Genomic DNA, 15,690 nt, shown 5'->3' with positions numbered 1-15,690 from the left:
CCCGCCGCGCCCGACCCGGCCGGCTCGCCGCTGCGGCAGCGCGGCCTGTCACCCGTGGCGCCCGCCGGGGTCCCCGGGGTGGTCGGCATCACCGGCGTGCCGGTGCCGGACCCGGCCGACGCGCCCCACGTCACGGAACCACCCCAGAGCCCGGGCACCCCTCAGGGCACCGGCGTCCCCCACAGCACGGGCACACCACCCGCCCCCGGAACGCCCTACGGCTCGGGAGCACCCCACGTCCCCGGCGGCCCGTACGGCACGGGCGCACCCCACGGCGCGGGCGCGCCGCCCGGCACCGGCGCCCCCGGCGTCACGGGCCTCACCGGAGTCCGCGGCGGCGCCCCCGGCGGCCGCGGCGGACCCGGGCAACTCGACGTCCGCGGACCGGACCTGATGACGGGTCCGGCAGTGCGGCCGACCGGCCCCCAGCCACCCGGCCCGCGCGCCCTGCCCGGACTGCCCGGCCAACCGGACCACCCCGACCTCCGCACCCTCCCCGGCGCCGCGCGGGCGGTGGCCCACGTGCGCTGAACCGCCCGTGCGCCGCGGCCCGTTCCCGTCCACCACCCGCCCTGACCGCCCCGCCCCCGTCCCGAACGAGGTCCCCCGCCCATGAACTCACGCCAGCGCCGCGGAGTGATCCTGCTGCTCCTGTCCGTCCTGTGTGCGGTCGGCGCCTTCATCGGCGTGCTGTCGGTGATCCGGAACGTCGAGTCCAAGGTCGGACCGGAACGGACCGCCTACCGGCTCAAAACGGATGTCGCGGCCTATAAAACGCTGGATCCCGGGCAGTTCGAAGAGGTGAGGATCCCCGAGCGTTGGCTGCCGCCCACCGCCGTGACCGACCTGGACAGGGTCAGCGGCAAGATCGCGGTGACCCCGCTGAGGAAGGGCTCGCTGCTCCAGGACGACATGGTCGTCGACCGGCCGGCGCTCCAGCCCGGCCAGCAGGAGATCGCCATCATGATCGACGCCGCCACCGGCGTGGCCGGCAAGATCAACCCCGGCTCCCGCGTCAACATCTTCGCCACCTTCGACGGCCGCCGCCCCGAGGACAAGCCGGTCTCCAAGGTCATCGTCGCGGGCGCCCAGGTCATCGACGTCGGCAAGCTGTCCCCCCTGGAGGCCAAGGACCCCGGCAGCACCGGCGCCACCAGCCGCCAGCCCGGCCAGGCCGTCCCGATCACCTTCGCCCTGGACACCCAGGACGCCCAACGGGTCGCCTACGCCGAGTCGTTCGCCTCCCACGTACGGCTCGCCCTGCTCGCCCCCGGCACCCGTACCACCATCCCGCCGGGCGAGCGCACCTACACCCTCGAGGCGACAAGTGACCCGGAGGCCCAGGTGACCATCCGCATCCTCCCGGCAGTCGGCGACCCGGACGCCGCCCGGACCCTGGCCGCGCTCCTCGACCAGATGCCGGACGCCGAACCGGCGCCCGCCGTCGCCGACGCCACCGCGCTGCTCAACGCCCTCGCCGGCGCCGCCGGACAGCCCGGCGCGACACCGTCGGCACCCGCCGGACCCGCCGCCGGCGCACCGGCCGCCGCCGTCCGGGCACTCCCCGAGGTCGTCCTGGTCCACGAGCGGATCGGCCCGGTCCCGGCACTGGAACTGATCCGCGAAGTGGCGCTCCGCTTCCCGGCCGTCGGCGTCGTCCTGATCACCGCCGACGCCGGCCCCGCCCTCTTCTCCGCCGCGATGGACGCCGGCGCCCGCGGCATCGTCGCCCTGCCCCTGGGCTACGACGAACTGGCCGCCCGGGTGCAGGCCGCGGCCCAGTGGGCGGCCGGGGTCCGCGTCCACCTGGGGGGCAACCAGGACGCACTGCCCGCGCCGACCGGCACCCTGGTCACCGTCACCGGCGCCAAGGGCGGCGTCGGCACCACCGTCACCGCCGTCCACCTGGCGCTCGCCGCCAAGGCCGCCGGCCGCCGGGTCGCGCTGGTCGACCTCGATCTCCAGTCCGGCGACATCGGCTCCTACCTGGACGTCCAGTTCCGCCGCTCGGTCGTGGACCTCGCCGGGATCCAGGACATCTCCGCCCGGGTCCTCCAGGACGCGGTGCACGCCCACCACACCGGCCTCGGCCTGCTGCTCGCCCCGGAGGAGGGCGAACGCGGCGAGGAGGTCGACGATCGCGCGGCCCGCCAGATCGTCACCGCCCTGCGCTCCCGCTACGACGTGGTGATCGTGGACTGCGGCTCCCAGATGCAGTCCGCCAACGCCGCCGCCGTCGAACTCGCCGACGTGGCCCTGCTGGTGACCACCCCGGACGTGGTCTGCGTCCGCGCCGCCAAACGCCAGGTGCGGCTCTGGGACCGGCTCCGGATCCGCAAGGCCGAGGACACCACCACCGTCGTCAACCGCCTCACCCGCCACACCGAGATCCAGCCGTCGCTGGTCGCCAAGGCCACCGGCACCCATGTCGCCCGGACCCCGGTCCCCGCCGCGTTCAAGGAACTCCAGCCCTGCGTCGACGCGGGCCGCATGCAGGACCTGGACGCCCGCTCCACCGTCCGCGCCGCCCTGTGGGAACTCGCCGGCGAACTGGGCCTGGCCGGCGCACCGGCCGCCCGGCCCGGCCGCGGCGGCCACCGCAGCCGCCCCATGCTCACCGGGCGCAAACGCAAGGCCCTCACCACCGGGGCGGCCCCCGTCCCCGGGACGGGGCAGGGTACGGGCCCGGGGGCGGCACCGGGGTCCGGCACCGGCGCCGGCGGCCGGTTCGGCGCCCGGTTCGGCGCCCCGACCGGATCCGGCGGCACCGGCCCGTTCGACCCGGCCGGGCCCTACGAGGAGGGCTGAGCGATGCGGCGTCCCGCAGGGCCCGGCCGGGCACCGGGCGACCGCGACCGCGGCCAGGTCTCGGTCGAGTTCCTCGGACTCCTCCCGCTGATCCTCGTCGTCCTCGCCCTGCTCTGGCAGTGCGCGCTGACCGGCTACACCTACGCACTGGCCGCGCACGCCGCCGACCGGGGCGCGCGGGCCGCCACCGCCACCGAGGACGGCGGCGCCGGCGCCTGCCGCACCGCCGCCGCCCACCAGCTGCCCCGCGCCTGGCAGGGCGGCGCCACCACCGCCTGCACCACCGGCACGGGACTGTGGACGGCCACGGTCCGGATCAAGGTCCCGGTGCTCTTCCCCGGCGCCGGCGACCTCCCGTGGACGGTCACCGGCACCGCCGGCGCCGCCAAGGAGGCACGCGACCGATGACCCTGCGGCCCCCCACCCCCGGCCGGAACCGCCGGCGCGCCCGCGGCGCCGACCGCGGCTCCGCCTCCCTGGAGTTCCTCGGCATCCTCCCGGTCCTGCTGGTCGTCGCCCTCGCCGCCGTCCAACTGGGCCTGGCCGCCTACGCCGTCCAGCAGGCCGGCACCGCCGCCCGCGCCGCGGCCCGCACCGCCTCGATGGACCGCGCCGACCAGGAGACCGATCCGCAGACCGCCGGCCGGGCCGCGATCAGCGGCTGGGTCGCCGACCACGCCTCGATCACCGTCGGCGGCTCCGGCGACAGCGTCAGCGCCACCGCGACCGTGCAGATCCCCTCGATCGTCCCCGGCGCGGACTTCGGCTCCGCGCGCCGCAGCGCCACCATGCCCCGCCCCGAAGGAGCACCACCGCGATGAGCCTGAAAGCCCGGATCGTCGCACCCGAACCGGCCGGCGGGGACCGCCAGGACGGCCACCTGGTCGCCGTCTACCGCGCCAAGCTGCTGGAGGAGATCGACCTCGCCGAGATGTCCTCGCTGTCCGCCGCCGAGCGCCGCTCCCGGCTGGAACGCGTCCTGGGGCACATCATCAGCCGCGAGGGCCCGGTCCTGTCCACCGCCGAACGCGCCCAGCTCATCCGCCGGGTGGTCGACGAGGCGCTCGGTCTCGGCGTGCTCGAACCGCTCCTGGAGGACGCCTCGATCACCGAGATCATGGTCAACGGCCCCGACCAGGTCTACGTCGAACGGCACGGCCGGGTCGAGCTGGTGCCCGTCCGCTTCGCCTCCCACGAGCAGCTCATGCAGACCATCGAGCGGATCGTCTCCACCGTCAACCGCCGGGTGGACGAGTCCAACCCGATGGTCGACGCCCGCCTGCCCACCGGCGAACGCGTCAACGTCATCATCCCGCCGCTGGCCCTCAACGGCGCCACCCTCACCATCCGCCGCTTCCCGCGCGCCTACACCCTCGCCGAGCTCATCGGCATCGGCACCCTCGACGAGCAGATGCTGATGCTGCTGGCGGGGCTGGTGCGCGCCAAGTTCAACGTGGTGGTCTCCGGCGCCACCGGAGCCGGCAAGACCACCCTCCTCAACGCCCTCTCCGGGCTGATCCCGGACGGCGAGCGGATCATCACCGTCGAGGACGCCGCCGAACTCCAGCTCCAGCAGACCCACGTCATCCGGCTCGAATCCCGCCCGCCCAACGTCGAGGGCAAGGGCCGGATCACCATCCGCGACCTGGTCCGCAACTCCCTGCGGATGCGCCCCGACCGGATCATCGTCGGCGAGGTCCGCGGCGGCGAGACCCTCGACATGCTCCAGGCGATGTCCACCGGCCACGACGGCTCGCTCGCCACCGTCCACGCCAACAGCGCCGAGGACGCCCTGATGCGGCTCCAGACCCTCGCCTCCATGTCGGACGTCACCATCCCCTTCGAGGCGCTGCGCGACCAGATCAACAGCGCCGTCGACTGCCTCGTCCAACTCACCCGGCACGCCGACGGCACCCGCCGGATCAGCGAGATCGCCCTGCTGGACTCCCGCGGCCACGAGGACTACCGGATCGTGACGGTCTGCCGCTTCGAGGCCGAACCGATGGGCGCCGACCGCGTGGTGCACGGCGCCTTCCGCTACTTCCCGCTGCCCCGCCGGGTCGCCGAACGCCTCTTCATGACCGGCGAACCCACCCCGCCCGCCTTCGGCGTGGCAGCCACCGACGACCAACTCGCCACCCGGAAGGCCACGTCATGACCGGCGGCAGCACCCTCGCCCTGCTCGCCCTCGGCGCCACCGTCCTCTGCGGCGCGCTCGCCGTCGCCGGGGTCCGCACCTACGCCTCCGGGCGCGCCCAGCGCCAGGCCATCGTCGACCGGCTCGACGACGCCCGCGGACTGCCGGTGGCCGGCCGGCGGCGCCGCTTCCCGTCCATCGACCGCACCCTGCGCTCCACCCGCTTCGGCCGCCGCCTGGAACTGCGCCTGACCGCCACCGGACTCGACCTCACCCCCGGCGAGTTCTTCGTCTACATGGTCGCCACGGTGATCGGACTGTGGGTGGCCGCGCAGGCCGTCCTCGCCCCGTTCTTCGGGCCGATCGCCGCGGCGATCGCGGTCTGGGCGGCGTTCGCCTTCCTCAACTGGCAGCGGCAGAAGCGCATCGAACGGTTCATCAACCAACTCCCCGAACTCTCCCGGATCCTCGCCAACGCCACCCAGGCCGGCCTCGCCCTGCGCACCGCCCTGGCGATGGCCGCCGAGGAACTGGAGGCCCCGGCCGGCGAGGAACTGGCGAAGGTCTCCGACAAGCTCGCCGTCGGCCACTCCATCGACGACGCCCTCGGCGAGCTCGCCGCGCGCCTGCCCTCCCGCGAACTGGTCGTCCTGGTCAGCACCCTGGTCCTCGCCAACCGCGCCGGCGGCACCGTCGTCGGCTCGCTGCGCAACCTCACCAAGACCCTGGAGGAGCGCAAGGAGACCCGCCGCGAGGTCCGCACCCAGCTCTCCCAGGTCTTGGTGACCGCCTACGTGGTCCCGCTGCTCGGCATCGGCACCCTGCTGCTGATGAACCGCATCGCCCCGGGCGCCATCGACCGGATGACGTCGTCCTTCCTCGGCCAGCTCGCGGTCGTGGTGGCCTTCGCCCTCTACGCGCTCGGCTTCTTCCTCATCCGCCGGCTCTCCAAGATCGACGTCTAGGCGTCCGTCAGCTGCCCAAAGAAGGACTGATGGCAATCGGAATCGTGCTGGCCCTGGCCCTGGCCCTGTCGGTCGCCGGCATCTGCTGCGGGATCGCGCTCTACCGCCGCGAGGCCCGGCTCCCGCCCGACCTCGCACTGTCCCTGGAGGTCGGCGCGACCCGGACCACCGCCGTCGGCTCGGCCGTGGACCGCACCGGCATGCGCTACGCCCCGCTCGTCCTGCGGCTGATGGGCGAGAAGCGGGTGGCGCGGATCCGCCGCCGGATCGACCTGGCGGGCAACCCCGGGGGGCTCACCGTCGACCGCTACGCCGCCCGCCGCGCGGTCTACGGCGGCCTGGGCTTCTTCGGCGCGCTGGTGATGTTCCTGAAGGGGCAGCCCGTACTGGGCGTCCTGATGGTGCTGTTCGGCCTGTTCTGGACCGAGGTGGGCATCTGGGCGGCCGTCCGGCAGCGCAAGGACACCATCGAGCGCACGCTTCCGGACTTTCTCGACGTGCTGGCCGTCGTGGTGAGCGCCGGCCTGAGCTTCCGCCAGGCGCTGGACCGGGTCGCCGAGAAGTACGAGGGCCCCTGGGCCGACGAACTCCGCATCACCCTGCGCCAGATGGACATGGGCGTCAGCCGCCGCGCCGCCTTCGAGGAGCTGCGGAAACGCAACGACTCCGAACAGGTCGCGCAGTTCGTCACCGCCCTCCAGCAGGGCGAGGAACTGGGTTCGCCGATCGTCGAGACGCTCATCCAGATCGCGGACGACATGCGCCGCACGGATGCCCAGAACGCCCGGCGCCGGGCCGCCCGCGCGGTCCCCAAGGCCACCATGGTCGTCACCACGTTCATGGTCCCGGCCACGATGATCCTGCTCATCGCCGGTTTCTTCCTCGGCTCCGGCACCGACTTCGGCTCCCTGATGGACAGGTGAGCATGACCCGCCCCGCACCGTCCGCGCCGTCCGCCGCCTCCGTACCCGCCCCGGTCCGGCCCCCGGCGGCCTGGCGCCGCTGGACCGCCCTCGGCGTGCCCGGCCTCGTCGTCCTCGGTACCGCGCTCGCCCTCCTCCAGGGCACCGCCTTCGCCCACGACACCTTCCACGACTGCCACTACTTCGGCCCGTCCTTGCGGATGCACATCGCCGCATGGGCCGGTCTGGCCTGCGGGGTCGCCGCGCCGGTGCTGTACGCGGCGCTGGTCCGCGGCGCGGTCCGGCGGGGCTGGGACCGCGGCGCCACCCGGACCTCGGGACTCGCCCTGGCCGTCCTCGTCTTGGGCGTACTCCCCTTGCTGCTGGAGGCGTTCGGGGTCTGGGCGCTCTACGCGCCCGATCCCTCCGGCGGCTACGACTGCTCGGGCGCGGCGCCGGTGCACGGGCCCGGGCGACCGGCCGGATGAGGCCGGTCCGCGGTCGGCATTCCCGTCAAAGTCTTCGCAGGAGCAACGAGTTGTGCCACAGTGGTGGCGCCGGCCGGCCGCCGCACACCACGGTGCGGGCGACGACCGGACCGCATGGGCAGCAAGACCGCGACAACAGGCGGCACTCCGGGGAATCCCGGAGGGGGAGCGGGGGTGGCTGAGGTGGCGCGCGGTGGCCGAAACGTGTCGCCCGATCCCTCGTTGGTGGTTTCGGGCGAGGAGGAGGTTCGGAACCTCTGTTCCGGGAAGGCAACTCCGGCGTACTTTTCTCGTGTCGTGAGCGCGGACGAGCGCACCACGGGGACACCCCGGCCGGACCAGAGCGGAACGGCCGCCCATGGAGGGGAAGACGATGGCGAAGCGGATCGTGAGGAACGACCGGGGGCAGACCTCGATCGAGTACCTCGGCATCATCGCGGTGGTCGTGGCGATCGTCCTGGTCCTGTCGACCACCGACTTCGGCAGTCAGATCGCCAACGCCATCGCCAACAAGATTTCCGACGTCGTCGGGATCTAGGCCCCACCACCCCGCCCGTGCCGGCCACCACCGTCGCGCGACGCCGCCGGCGCGACGCCGGGCAGACCCTGCCGATCTACCTCGTCGCGATCGGGGGCCTGCTCTTCCTCGCGCTCGCCTTCTTCGCCGTCGGCCAGGCGGCGGCCACCCGCAACGGCGCCCAGACCGCCGCGGACGCCGCCGCGCTCGCCGCCGGCCAGAAGTACCGCGACGACCTCCGCAAGGGCTTCCTCGCCGGGCTCCGCGACGGCACCGACACCACCGACCCGGCAGCCTGGGAAGAGCTCCTCAACGGCCGCGGCGTCCCCTCCGACGCGGCCTGCGAGAACGCCGGCTGGTTCGCCGGCCGCAACGACGCCGCGGTCTCGTCCTGCACCCCGGACTCCTGGCCGACGTCGTTCGCCGTCACCGTCAAGACCCGCCACGCGGTGGGCGATTCGGTCATCCCGAGCACCGGGAGCACCCACGCCGCGGCCGTGGCGAAGGCGGTCGTCGCCCCCCGCTGCACCGTCGCCCCGCCCGCCGGCGGACCCACCGCCCGCCCCACCCCGACCCCGACCCCCACCCCCACCCCCGGCGGCGGCTCGCACCCCGGGCCCGCCCCCCGCATGCTGATCTGCGACGGCAAGGGCTGGACCCTCGACCCCGACCGGCCGCAGGACCTCCCCACGGCCGCCGACCTGTTCTCCGTGCGCCTGGCCCGGTGAGCGCCGCCCCACCCCCCGACCCCGCCGCCCCGTGACCCCCACCGACCTCCCGACCGCACTCAGCGAAGGAACGCATCCATGAGCATTCGGCGCACCACGAAGGCCGCCAGGGGAGCGGTCGCCACGGCGAGCGCGCTCGGCCTGGCCCTCCTCGTGGCCGGCTGCGGTGGTGGCGGCGACGACGGCGCGCAGACCCCGGACGGCAGGAAGCCGGCCGCCCACAGCGCCACCCCCGACGACGGCAGTGCCGGCTCCCCCGCGGCCGACGCCGACAAGGTCATCGGCGAGATGAAGGGCCCGGACGGCATCGAGGTCACCCTGCACTCCGCGGTCCGCGACTCCGGCGGCTTCGTCACCGTCGAAGGCACCGTCACCAACCGCGGCACCCGCGCCTTCAACGCCATCGACTGGCGCTCCAACGAGACCGAACTCAAGTCGCGTTCGTCCATCTCCGGCGCCACCCTGGTCGACAAGACGGGCAAGAAGCGGTACTTGGTCCTCCGCGACACCAACGGCGAATGCCTGTGTACGACGGGCCTGAGCGGACTGCTCCCGGGCCAGAGCCGGCCCGTCTTCGCGCAGTTCCCGGCCCCGCCCGCCAAGGTGACCGAGGTGGACTTCCAACTGCCGACGATGCCGCCGGCCACCGTCCGGATCACCGACTGAGCCGCCCGCGATGACCGCCTCCCGTACGGCTCTCACGGCCGCCGCCGCGCTCCTGCTGACCGTCGCCCTCACGGCCCCCGCCGCCCACGCCGACCCGCCGGGCATCACCGAGGACACCACCGCGCCGGTCCGCATCGACCCCGCCAACCCCAACCTGCGGATGGTCCAGGGCGCCAAGCTCGCCCCGCCCAAGGTCCTCAACATCAAGTCCATCGTGGAGACCGACGACGGCTCCGAGCGCCGCCAGGACACCAACGACAACATCACCTTCGCGCTCCAGGCCGAGGTCCTCTTCAGCAAGGACAGCGCCGAACTCTCGACCGACGCACTGGCCCGGATCAGCGCCATCGCCGACGAGGTCAGGAAGCAGCACGCCAAAGACCTCCGGGTCTTCGGCTTCACCGACAACCTCGGCTCCGCCGCGCACGGCTTGGTCCTCTCCAAACAGCGCGCCAACGCCGTACAGCGCGAACTCGCCGTCGACCTGGGCTCCTCGGTCGGCTTCCAGATCCGCGGCTACGGCGAGCAGTACCCGATCGCCGACAACAGCACCGAGGCCGGCCGCCGGAAGAACCGCCGCGTCGAGGTCAGCTTCCCGCGCAACGGCGGCTAGGGCCGGTCGGCCCGCCGCCGTATTGGACTGCCCGATCCAATAAGTGTTAGCGTTCCCGTATGGCCCGACCCAGGAAGTTCGACGAGGAGCGGGCGGTCGACGCCGCGATGGAGGCGTTCTGGGCCGCCGGCTACGAAGCCACGTCCACCCAGGACCTGTGCGACGCCACCGGCCTGGGCCGCAGCAGCGTCTACAACACCTTCAAGAGCAAGCACGACCTCTTCGAGCGCGCCCTGGCCCGCTACATGGAGCGCAAGAACGGCGAACTCGCCGAGCTGCTCGACAGCGACACCCGCACCGCCCGGCAGAAGCTCCGGGCCGTCCTCCAGCGCATCATCGACGAGGAGTTCATCCGCCACCCCGACGGCCGCGGCTGCCTCGTCGTCAACACCGCCATCGAGGTCTCGTCCCACGACCCCTCGGTGGCCACCACCCTGGAGCGGGACTACGGCGTGCGCCTGGAGATGATCCGCGCCGTGATCGAGTCCGGCCAGCGCGACGGCGACATCGCCCCCGACGGGGACGCCCGCACCCTCGCCCACCTCTTCATCGCCTCGATCGGCGGCATCCGCGTCTCGGCCCGCGCCGGCGTCGGCCGCACGGCCCTGGAGGGCGTGGCGGACGCCACCCTGACGGCCTTCTAGTCCCGCCCCGCCAGCGTCAGCGCCAGCGCCCGTGCGGAGCCGCGGGCGCCCCTTCCCCCCTCCATTACGGGTCGCCCTCGGCTCACCCTGCCCGCATTTTGAACTGATCCATCCAAAACGTGCCCGCACCACACCGCGACACCGCGACATCGCTACGCACCGGCTCCCCAGCTCCCCAGCTCCCCAGCTCCCCGGCCCCCCGACCCGAGAAGGACCCCATGCCCCTCGCCGTCCACCTCCTCGGCCTGGCGATCTTCGCCCAAGGCACCTCCGAGTTCATGCTCTCCGGCCTCCTCCCCGGCATCGCCACCGACCTCGGCGTCTCCATCCCCGACGCCGGACTGCTGGTCTCCGCCTTCGCCCTCGGCATGGTCCTCGGCGCCCCCGTCCTCGCCGTCGCCACCCTCCGGGTCCCGCGCCGCACCGCACTCGTCGCCTTCCAACTGGCCTTCGTCGCCGGCCATGTGATCGGCGCGCTGGCCCCCGGCTACGGCGTCCTCCTCGCCACCCGCATCCTCAGCGCCGTCGCCTACGCCGGCTTCTGGGCGGTGGCCGCGGCGACCGTGGTGGGCCTGGTGCCGCCGCAGGCGAAGGGCAGGGCGCTGTCCGTGGTCGGCACGGGACTCACCCTCGCCACCGTCGTGGGCGTGCCCGCCGGAACGGTCCTCGGCCAGCACGCCGGCTGGCGCGCGGCGTTCTGGGCCGTGGCCGGCCTCACCGTCCTCAGCGCCCTCTCCCTCCTCGCGGCCCTCCCCACCACCCGCCGCACCACCCCCGACACCACCCCCGACACCACCCCCGACACCGCGTCCGGCACGCCCCGAACCGCCTCCATACGCCGCGAGTTGACCGGCCTCGCCCGCCCGCAGCTCTGGCTCTCCTACCTCATCACCACACTGACCTTCGGCGCCGGCGTGGTGACCTTCAGCTACCTCGCCCCGCTCCTGACCGAGGTGACCGGACTCCCCGCGGGCTGGGTCCCCGCCGTGCTCTCGCTCTACGGCGTCGGCGGCCTGATCGGCGTCACCGTGGGCGGCCGCTTCGCCGACACCGCCCCCCTGCGCACCCTCGCCCTCGGCGTCACCGCCCTCACCCTGGCCTCCGCCGCGCTGGCCCGCACCGCCACCAACCTCCCCGCCACCCTCGCCCTGGTCCTCGCCCTCGGCTTCACCTCCTACGTCATCAACCCGGTGGTCCAGTCGCGGGTCTTCCGGCTCGCCCCCGACGCCCCCACCCTGGTCCCCGCCGTCAACACCTCGGCCTTCAACGTCGGCATCACCCTCACCCCGCTGCTCGGCGGCCTCACCATCGACGCCGGCCTCGGCTTCCCCTCCGTCGCCTGGGTCGGCGCCGCCACCGGCCTCCTCGGCCTCGCCGCCACGGCCTGGGCCGCCGCCCTCCAGCGCCGCGGCCGCCCCGCCGCCCCGCCCGTCACCGTCCCGCCGCGCATCCCGGCAAGTGCCGCCGCTACGAAGGACGGCTGACTCCCCATCGGCCGGGCCCCGGCAACCGCACCCGCACGCGGACCCGCGCCCCCCGGCGCACCCCCCACCGCGCCATCTCCCCGGCCTCCGCCTCCAGTACGTGCCGGGCCCGCAGCCGCGGACGGCCCAGCCGTCCCGGCCGCATGGTGCGGACGCCGAGCACCGTGAAGTCCCGGCTCAGATAGGCGACATCGATCGCGAAGCGCATCCCGAACGTGTGCACCCCGCTCGCCGGGGTCAGCAGCAGCGCCCCCACGATCCCGTCCCGGCCCAACAACCCCCGGGTCCGCGCCCGATAGGACGCCGCGACCTCCACCGGAACCTCGGTGTCCGCGCCCTCCAGAACACCCCGACCGTCCGTCCAACTCCCCATGCCCGCCGTTGTATCAACCCCCGCGCTCTAGGGTCGACCCGTGTCCGTCACGCTGATCGCCCTCGCCGCCGCCTACGGAGCGGCCGCCGGCCTCCTCGTACCGCGGCCCGCGCACCGGTTCTCCGTGCCACCCGAGGAGGACTGGCGCGCGCACTGCCCCGACGGCCATCCGCTCACCGGACCGGCGTCGGGCTGGCTGGGCCGTGGCCGCTGCCCGGACTGCCGGGCGCCGTACGGGCCGGCCACGCCGCCGACCGCGACGGCCACCGCACTGGTCTGCGCGGCGCTGGCCGCGGCCACGGGCGCCCGCCCGGAACTCGCGGTCTGGCTGCTGATGGCGCCGCTCGCGGTACTCCTGACGCTCATCGACCGGCGGGTGCAGCGCCTCCCCGACGTCCTGACGCTGCCACTGGCCGGGGCCGCGGCCGCCGCCCTCGGCGCCGTCGGCCGGCTCACCGGCGAGCCGGGCACCGCACTGCGCGCCCTCCTCGGCGGGCTGGCGCTGGCCGCGTGCTACCTGCTGCTCTTCCTCCTCAACCCCGCCGGCCTCGGCCTCGGCGACGTCAAGCTGGCCCTCGGGCTGGGGGTCGCCCTTGGGTGGTACGGCTGGTCCACGCTGGTCACCGGGGGCGCGGCGGGGATCCTGCTCGGCGCGCTCTACGCGGCGTTCCTCCTGGTGACGGGCCGCACGGGCCGCAAGGAGACCGTGCCGCTGGGCCCGTTCATGATCGTCGGAGCCTTCTGCGGCCTGCTGCTGGGCGCCGCCGCGGCCCGCTGATACCGCCGTTCAGGGGCCCGAGCCACGCCGGTCACCCCGCGATGCACGGAGCACCCCTCCCCCGGGGTTATGGTGGAAGCCCCCCCTCGGGCCGGTCCGTACCCCCCCCACGGACCGGCCCGCTTTTCGTTGCGCGGCGCGATCCCGCCCCGTCGGGGGTGTCCCCGAATCCCGCCGGCCCGGCTGGTTCCCCCCGCATGCCGGCACATGGGATGCGCCTCGGCTCAGCGGCGAGCCCAGATGTTGACGCCCTCCGTGGTCCGGGCGAACTCGTCGATCTCGGCCAGTTCCGCCTCGGTGATCGCGGGGGCGCCCAGGGCCGCGACATTGGCCTCCAGCTGGGCGACGCTGCTGGCGCCGATCAGGGCGGAGGTCATGCGGGTGTCCCGCAGGACCCAGTTCAGGGCGAGCTGGGCCAGCGACTGGCCGCGGCGGGCCGCGATCTCGTTGAGCCCGCGGAGGCGGCGGACGACCTCGCCGGTGAGCAGACCCGGGTCCAGGGACTTGCCCTGCGCGGCGCGCGAGCCCTCGGGGACGCCGTCGAGGTACTTGTCGGTGAGCATGCCCTGGGCCAGCGGCGCGAAGGCGATGCAGCCCATACCGGCCTCGTCCAGCGCGTCCAGCAGGCCGTCGTCCTCGGTCCAGCGGTTGATCATCGAGTACGAGGGCTGGTGAATCAGCGGGCGCACGCCCATCTCGCGCAGGATGCGGACCGCCTCGCGGGTCTGCTCCGCGTTGTAGGAGGAGACCCCGACGTACAGGGCCTTGCCCTGCTGGACGGCGGACGCCAGCGCGCCCATCGTCTCCTCCAGCGGGGTGTCCGGATCGAAGCGGTGCGAGTAGAAGATATCGACGTAATCGACACCCATCCGCTTCAGCGAGGCATCCAGCGAGGAGAGCAGGTATTTCCGGGAGCCCCATTCGCCGTAAGGGCCGGGGTGCATCAGATATCCGGCTTTTGTCGAGAGAATGAGCTCGTCGCGGTAGCCGCGGAAGTCCTCAGCGAAGATCTTTCCGAAGTTCAGCTCGGCGGACCCGGGCGGCGGACCGTAGTTGTTGGCCAGGTCGAAGTGGGTGATCCCCAGGTCGAAGGCGCGGCGAAGAATCGCCCGCTGGGAGCCGAGGGTGCGATCGTCCCCGAAGTTGTGCCAGAGTCCCAGGGAGATAGCGGGGAGTTTGAGGCCGCTGCGGCCGGTGCGCCGGTACTCCATGGAGTCATAGCGTGAATCCGCGGCGCGGTAGTCAGTGCCAGTGGTCATGGTCCTCTCCCTATCACGGACTTGTGACATACCTGATTGGGCTGTTGAGACAGCCGAGAAGTAAAGTTGGCCCCTTAGGCGACGGGGCGATGGCCATCGGTACGGAGGGGCTGGACCACACATGCTGCGATCTTCCGGGATGCGCATCCCGTATCCGCCTGCACTGCGCGATCTTGTCTACCGGCTGTACGCCCGCAGGGTGGAGGGCCGTCTGGACCACACCCAGGTGCCCAAGCACATCGGCGTCATCCTGGACGGCAACCGGCGCTGGGCGCGGGCCGACGGGCTGTCCACCGAGCAGGGCCACCTGGCGGGTGCGGCCAAGATCGACGAGCTGCTGGGCTGGTGCGCGGAGACGGATGTGGAGGTCGTCACACTCTGGCTGCTGTCGACCGACAACCTCGACCGGCCGGAGTCCGAGCTGACCCCGCTGCTGGGGATCATCGAGAACACCGTGCGCAATCTGGCCGCGGACGGCCGCTGGCGGGTCCACCACGTCGGCAACCGCGACCTGCTGCCCGACCAGACCCAGCAGGTGCTCAAGCAGGCCGAGCAGGACACCCTCGACAACAAGGGCGTCCTGGTGAACGTCGCGGTCGGCTACGGCGGCCGCCAGGAGATCGCGGACGCGGTGCGCTCGCTGCTGCTGGAGCACGCCGAGCGCGGCACGACCTTCGAGGAGCTGGCCGAGGTCGTCGACATCGACCTGATCTCGGAGCACCTCTACACCCGCGGCCAGCCGGACCCGGACCTGGTGATCCGCACCAGCGGCGAGCAGCGGCTGTCGGGCTTCATGCTCTGGCAGAGCGCGCATTCGGAGTACTACTTCTGCGAGGTCTTCTGGCCGGCGTTCCGGAAGGTCGACTTCCTGCGGGCGCTGCGCGACTACGCGGCCCGGCACCGGCGCTTCGGCGGCTAGGGCCTGCGGACACGCCCTAGGCCCTGCGGGCCGCCCGCGGGCGGTTCGGCGGGTGTTCCGACCCTCCGGCAGGGCGGGTTTCGGCCATGTGACCGGGATGGATTCGGCCATCTTTCGGGCGTGCATTCCGGTCACGGCGCGTCGGGTGGACCCGGGCGCCACCGGGGTTCGCGCCCTGCGGCGCGCCCCCTCCGCGGACTGACGTTGCTTCTTCTGACGCCCTCTCCGGCGCCCCTCCGCCAGGGGCGCTTCCGGGCGCCCCACCTGCGCCCGTGGGTGCTTCGCCCTTCTTTCCGCCGGTCAGCGGGCACCTGTAACCAAAGGTTCATCGAGCGTGTGTCATATGCCGTGGCATGGGCGCGGGGGTTGAAGGGAATATCCCTGGCAGGTCGGTGCCCGGAACAAACAA

The 15,690-nt window shown here is 73.5% G+C and carries 17 protein-coding genes and 2 pseudogenes; 17 read left to right on the top strand and 2 right to left on the bottom strand.

Features of this window, described 5'->3' with window-relative positions; all coding sequences use genetic code 11:
• The 15 genes and pseudogenes from CG747_RS47770 to CG747_RS03245 form a co-directional block, all read left to right on the top strand.
• Positions 1-531 (top strand): annotated as a pseudogene (locus CG747_RS47770) (hypothetical protein); the annotation flags it as partial.
• Positions 532-612: 81 nt separating this feature from the next.
• Positions 613-1,308: pseudogene (gene cpaB / locus CG747_RS03305) on the top strand (Flp pilus assembly protein CpaB); the annotation flags it as partial.
• 36 nt (positions 1,309-1,344) lie between these two features.
• Positions 1,345-2,808 (top strand): AAA family ATPase, encoded by a 1,464-nt coding sequence (locus CG747_RS03300; RefSeq protein WP_257980192.1) that lies wholly within the window; start codon positions 1,345-1,347, stop codon positions 2,806-2,808.
• A gap of 3 nt (positions 2,809-2,811) precedes the next feature.
• Positions 2,812-3,216 carry a TadE family protein gene (locus CG747_RS49095; protein WP_257980179.1) on the top strand — a complete coding sequence of 135 codons (405 nt, stop codon included), beginning with the start codon at positions 2,812-2,814 and terminating at the stop codon, positions 3,214-3,216.
• A complete protein-coding gene (locus CG747_RS03295; RefSeq protein ID WP_100600034.1) occupies positions 3,213-3,629 on the top strand; it encodes a TadE/TadG family type IV pilus assembly protein in 417 nt (138 codons plus the stop codon). The genes CG747_RS49095 and CG747_RS03295 overlap by 4 nt, the downstream gene beginning before the upstream one ends.
• Complete coding sequence (locus CG747_RS03290) at positions 3,626-4,966, top strand: CpaF family protein (protein ID WP_100600033.1); 1,341 nt, start codon at positions 3,626-3,628, stop codon at positions 4,964-4,966. The genes CG747_RS03295 and CG747_RS03290 overlap by 4 nt, the downstream gene beginning before the upstream one ends.
• The gene (locus tag CG747_RS03285; RefSeq protein WP_100600032.1) at positions 4,963-5,910 is read left to right on the top strand and encodes a type II secretion system F family protein; all 948 of its coding nucleotides are present in this window, start codon (positions 4,963-4,965) and stop codon (positions 5,908-5,910) included. The genes CG747_RS03290 and CG747_RS03285 overlap by 4 nt, the downstream gene beginning before the upstream one ends.
• A 29-nt stretch (positions 5,911-5,939) precedes the next feature.
• The gene (locus CG747_RS03280; protein ID WP_100600031.1) at positions 5,940-6,833 is read left to right on the top strand and encodes a DUF5936 domain-containing protein; all 894 of its coding nucleotides are present in this window, start codon (positions 5,940-5,942) and stop codon (positions 6,831-6,833) included.
• A gap of 2 nt (positions 6,834-6,835) precedes the next feature.
• Entirely contained in the window at positions 6,836-7,300 is a 465-nt protein-coding gene (locus CG747_RS03275; RefSeq protein WP_100600030.1) for a hypothetical protein, read from the top strand.
• 373 nt (positions 7,301-7,673) lie between these two features.
• Positions 7,674-7,838 carry a hypothetical protein gene (locus CG747_RS47765; RefSeq protein WP_016573405.1) on the top strand — a complete coding sequence of 55 codons (165 nt, stop codon included), beginning with the start codon at positions 7,674-7,676 and terminating at the stop codon, positions 7,836-7,838.
• 17 nt (positions 7,839-7,855) lie between these two features.
• Positions 7,856-8,545: a pilus assembly protein TadG-related protein gene (locus tag CG747_RS03265; protein WP_100600028.1), complete on the top strand. Its 690-nt coding sequence runs from the start codon at positions 7,856-7,858 to the stop codon at positions 8,543-8,545.
• A 78-nt stretch (positions 8,546-8,623) separates the two neighbouring features.
• On the top strand, positions 8,624-9,211 hold the full coding sequence (locus CG747_RS03260; protein WP_100600027.1) for a hypothetical protein: 588 nt from the start codon (positions 8,624-8,626) through the stop codon (positions 9,209-9,211).
• Positions 9,212-9,221: 10 nt separating this feature from the next.
• Complete coding sequence (locus CG747_RS03255) at positions 9,222-9,824, top strand: OmpA family protein (RefSeq protein ID WP_100600026.1); 603 nt, start codon at positions 9,222-9,224, stop codon at positions 9,822-9,824.
• Between the two features lie 59 nt (positions 9,825-9,883).
• On the top strand, positions 9,884-10,468 hold the full coding sequence (locus CG747_RS03250) for a TetR/AcrR family transcriptional regulator (RefSeq protein WP_100600025.1): 585 nt from the start codon (positions 9,884-9,886) through the stop codon (positions 10,466-10,468).
• Positions 10,469-10,686: 218 nt separating this feature from the next.
• On the top strand, positions 10,687-11,952 hold the full coding sequence (locus CG747_RS03245) for a Cmx/CmrA family chloramphenicol efflux MFS transporter (protein ID WP_100600024.1): 1,266 nt from the start codon (positions 10,687-10,689) through the stop codon (positions 11,950-11,952).
• Here CG747_RS03245 and CG747_RS03240 read toward each other — a convergent pair.
• Entirely contained in the window at positions 11,936-12,325 is a 390-nt protein-coding gene (locus tag CG747_RS03240; protein WP_100600023.1) for a DUF192 domain-containing protein, read from the bottom strand. The two genes, CG747_RS03245 and CG747_RS03240, sit on opposite strands and share 17 nt — an antisense overlap.
• 40 nt (positions 12,326-12,365) lie before the next feature.
• Between CG747_RS03240 and CG747_RS03235 the strand changes: the two genes are divergently transcribed.
• Positions 12,366-13,103, top strand: coding sequence for an A24 family peptidase (locus CG747_RS03235; RefSeq protein ID WP_100600022.1), 738 nt, complete (start codon positions 12,366-12,368; stop codon positions 13,101-13,103).
• Positions 13,104-13,327: 224 nt separating this feature from the next.
• Here CG747_RS03235 and mgrA read toward each other — a convergent pair whose 3' ends face one another.
• Positions 13,328-14,362 (bottom strand): L-glyceraldehyde 3-phosphate reductase, encoded by a 1,035-nt coding sequence (mgrA, locus tag CG747_RS03230; protein WP_100600021.1) that lies wholly within the window; start codon positions 14,360-14,362, stop codon positions 13,328-13,330.
• Between the two features lie 139 nt (positions 14,363-14,501).
• Between mgrA and CG747_RS03225 the strand changes: the two genes are divergently transcribed.
• Positions 14,502-15,281 (top strand): isoprenyl transferase, encoded by a 780-nt coding sequence (locus CG747_RS03225; protein ID WP_100600020.1) that lies wholly within the window; start codon positions 14,502-14,504, stop codon positions 15,279-15,281.
• The last annotated feature ends 409 nt before the right edge of the window (positions 15,282-15,690 follow it).

Source organism: Streptomyces sp. CB02959, assembly GCF_002803155.1.
Taxonomy (GTDB): Bacteria; Actinomycetota; Actinomycetes; order Streptomycetales; family Streptomycetaceae; genus Streptomyces.
Note: the sequence above shows the minus strand (reverse complement) of the source record. Positions and strands in the feature narration are given on the sequence as shown.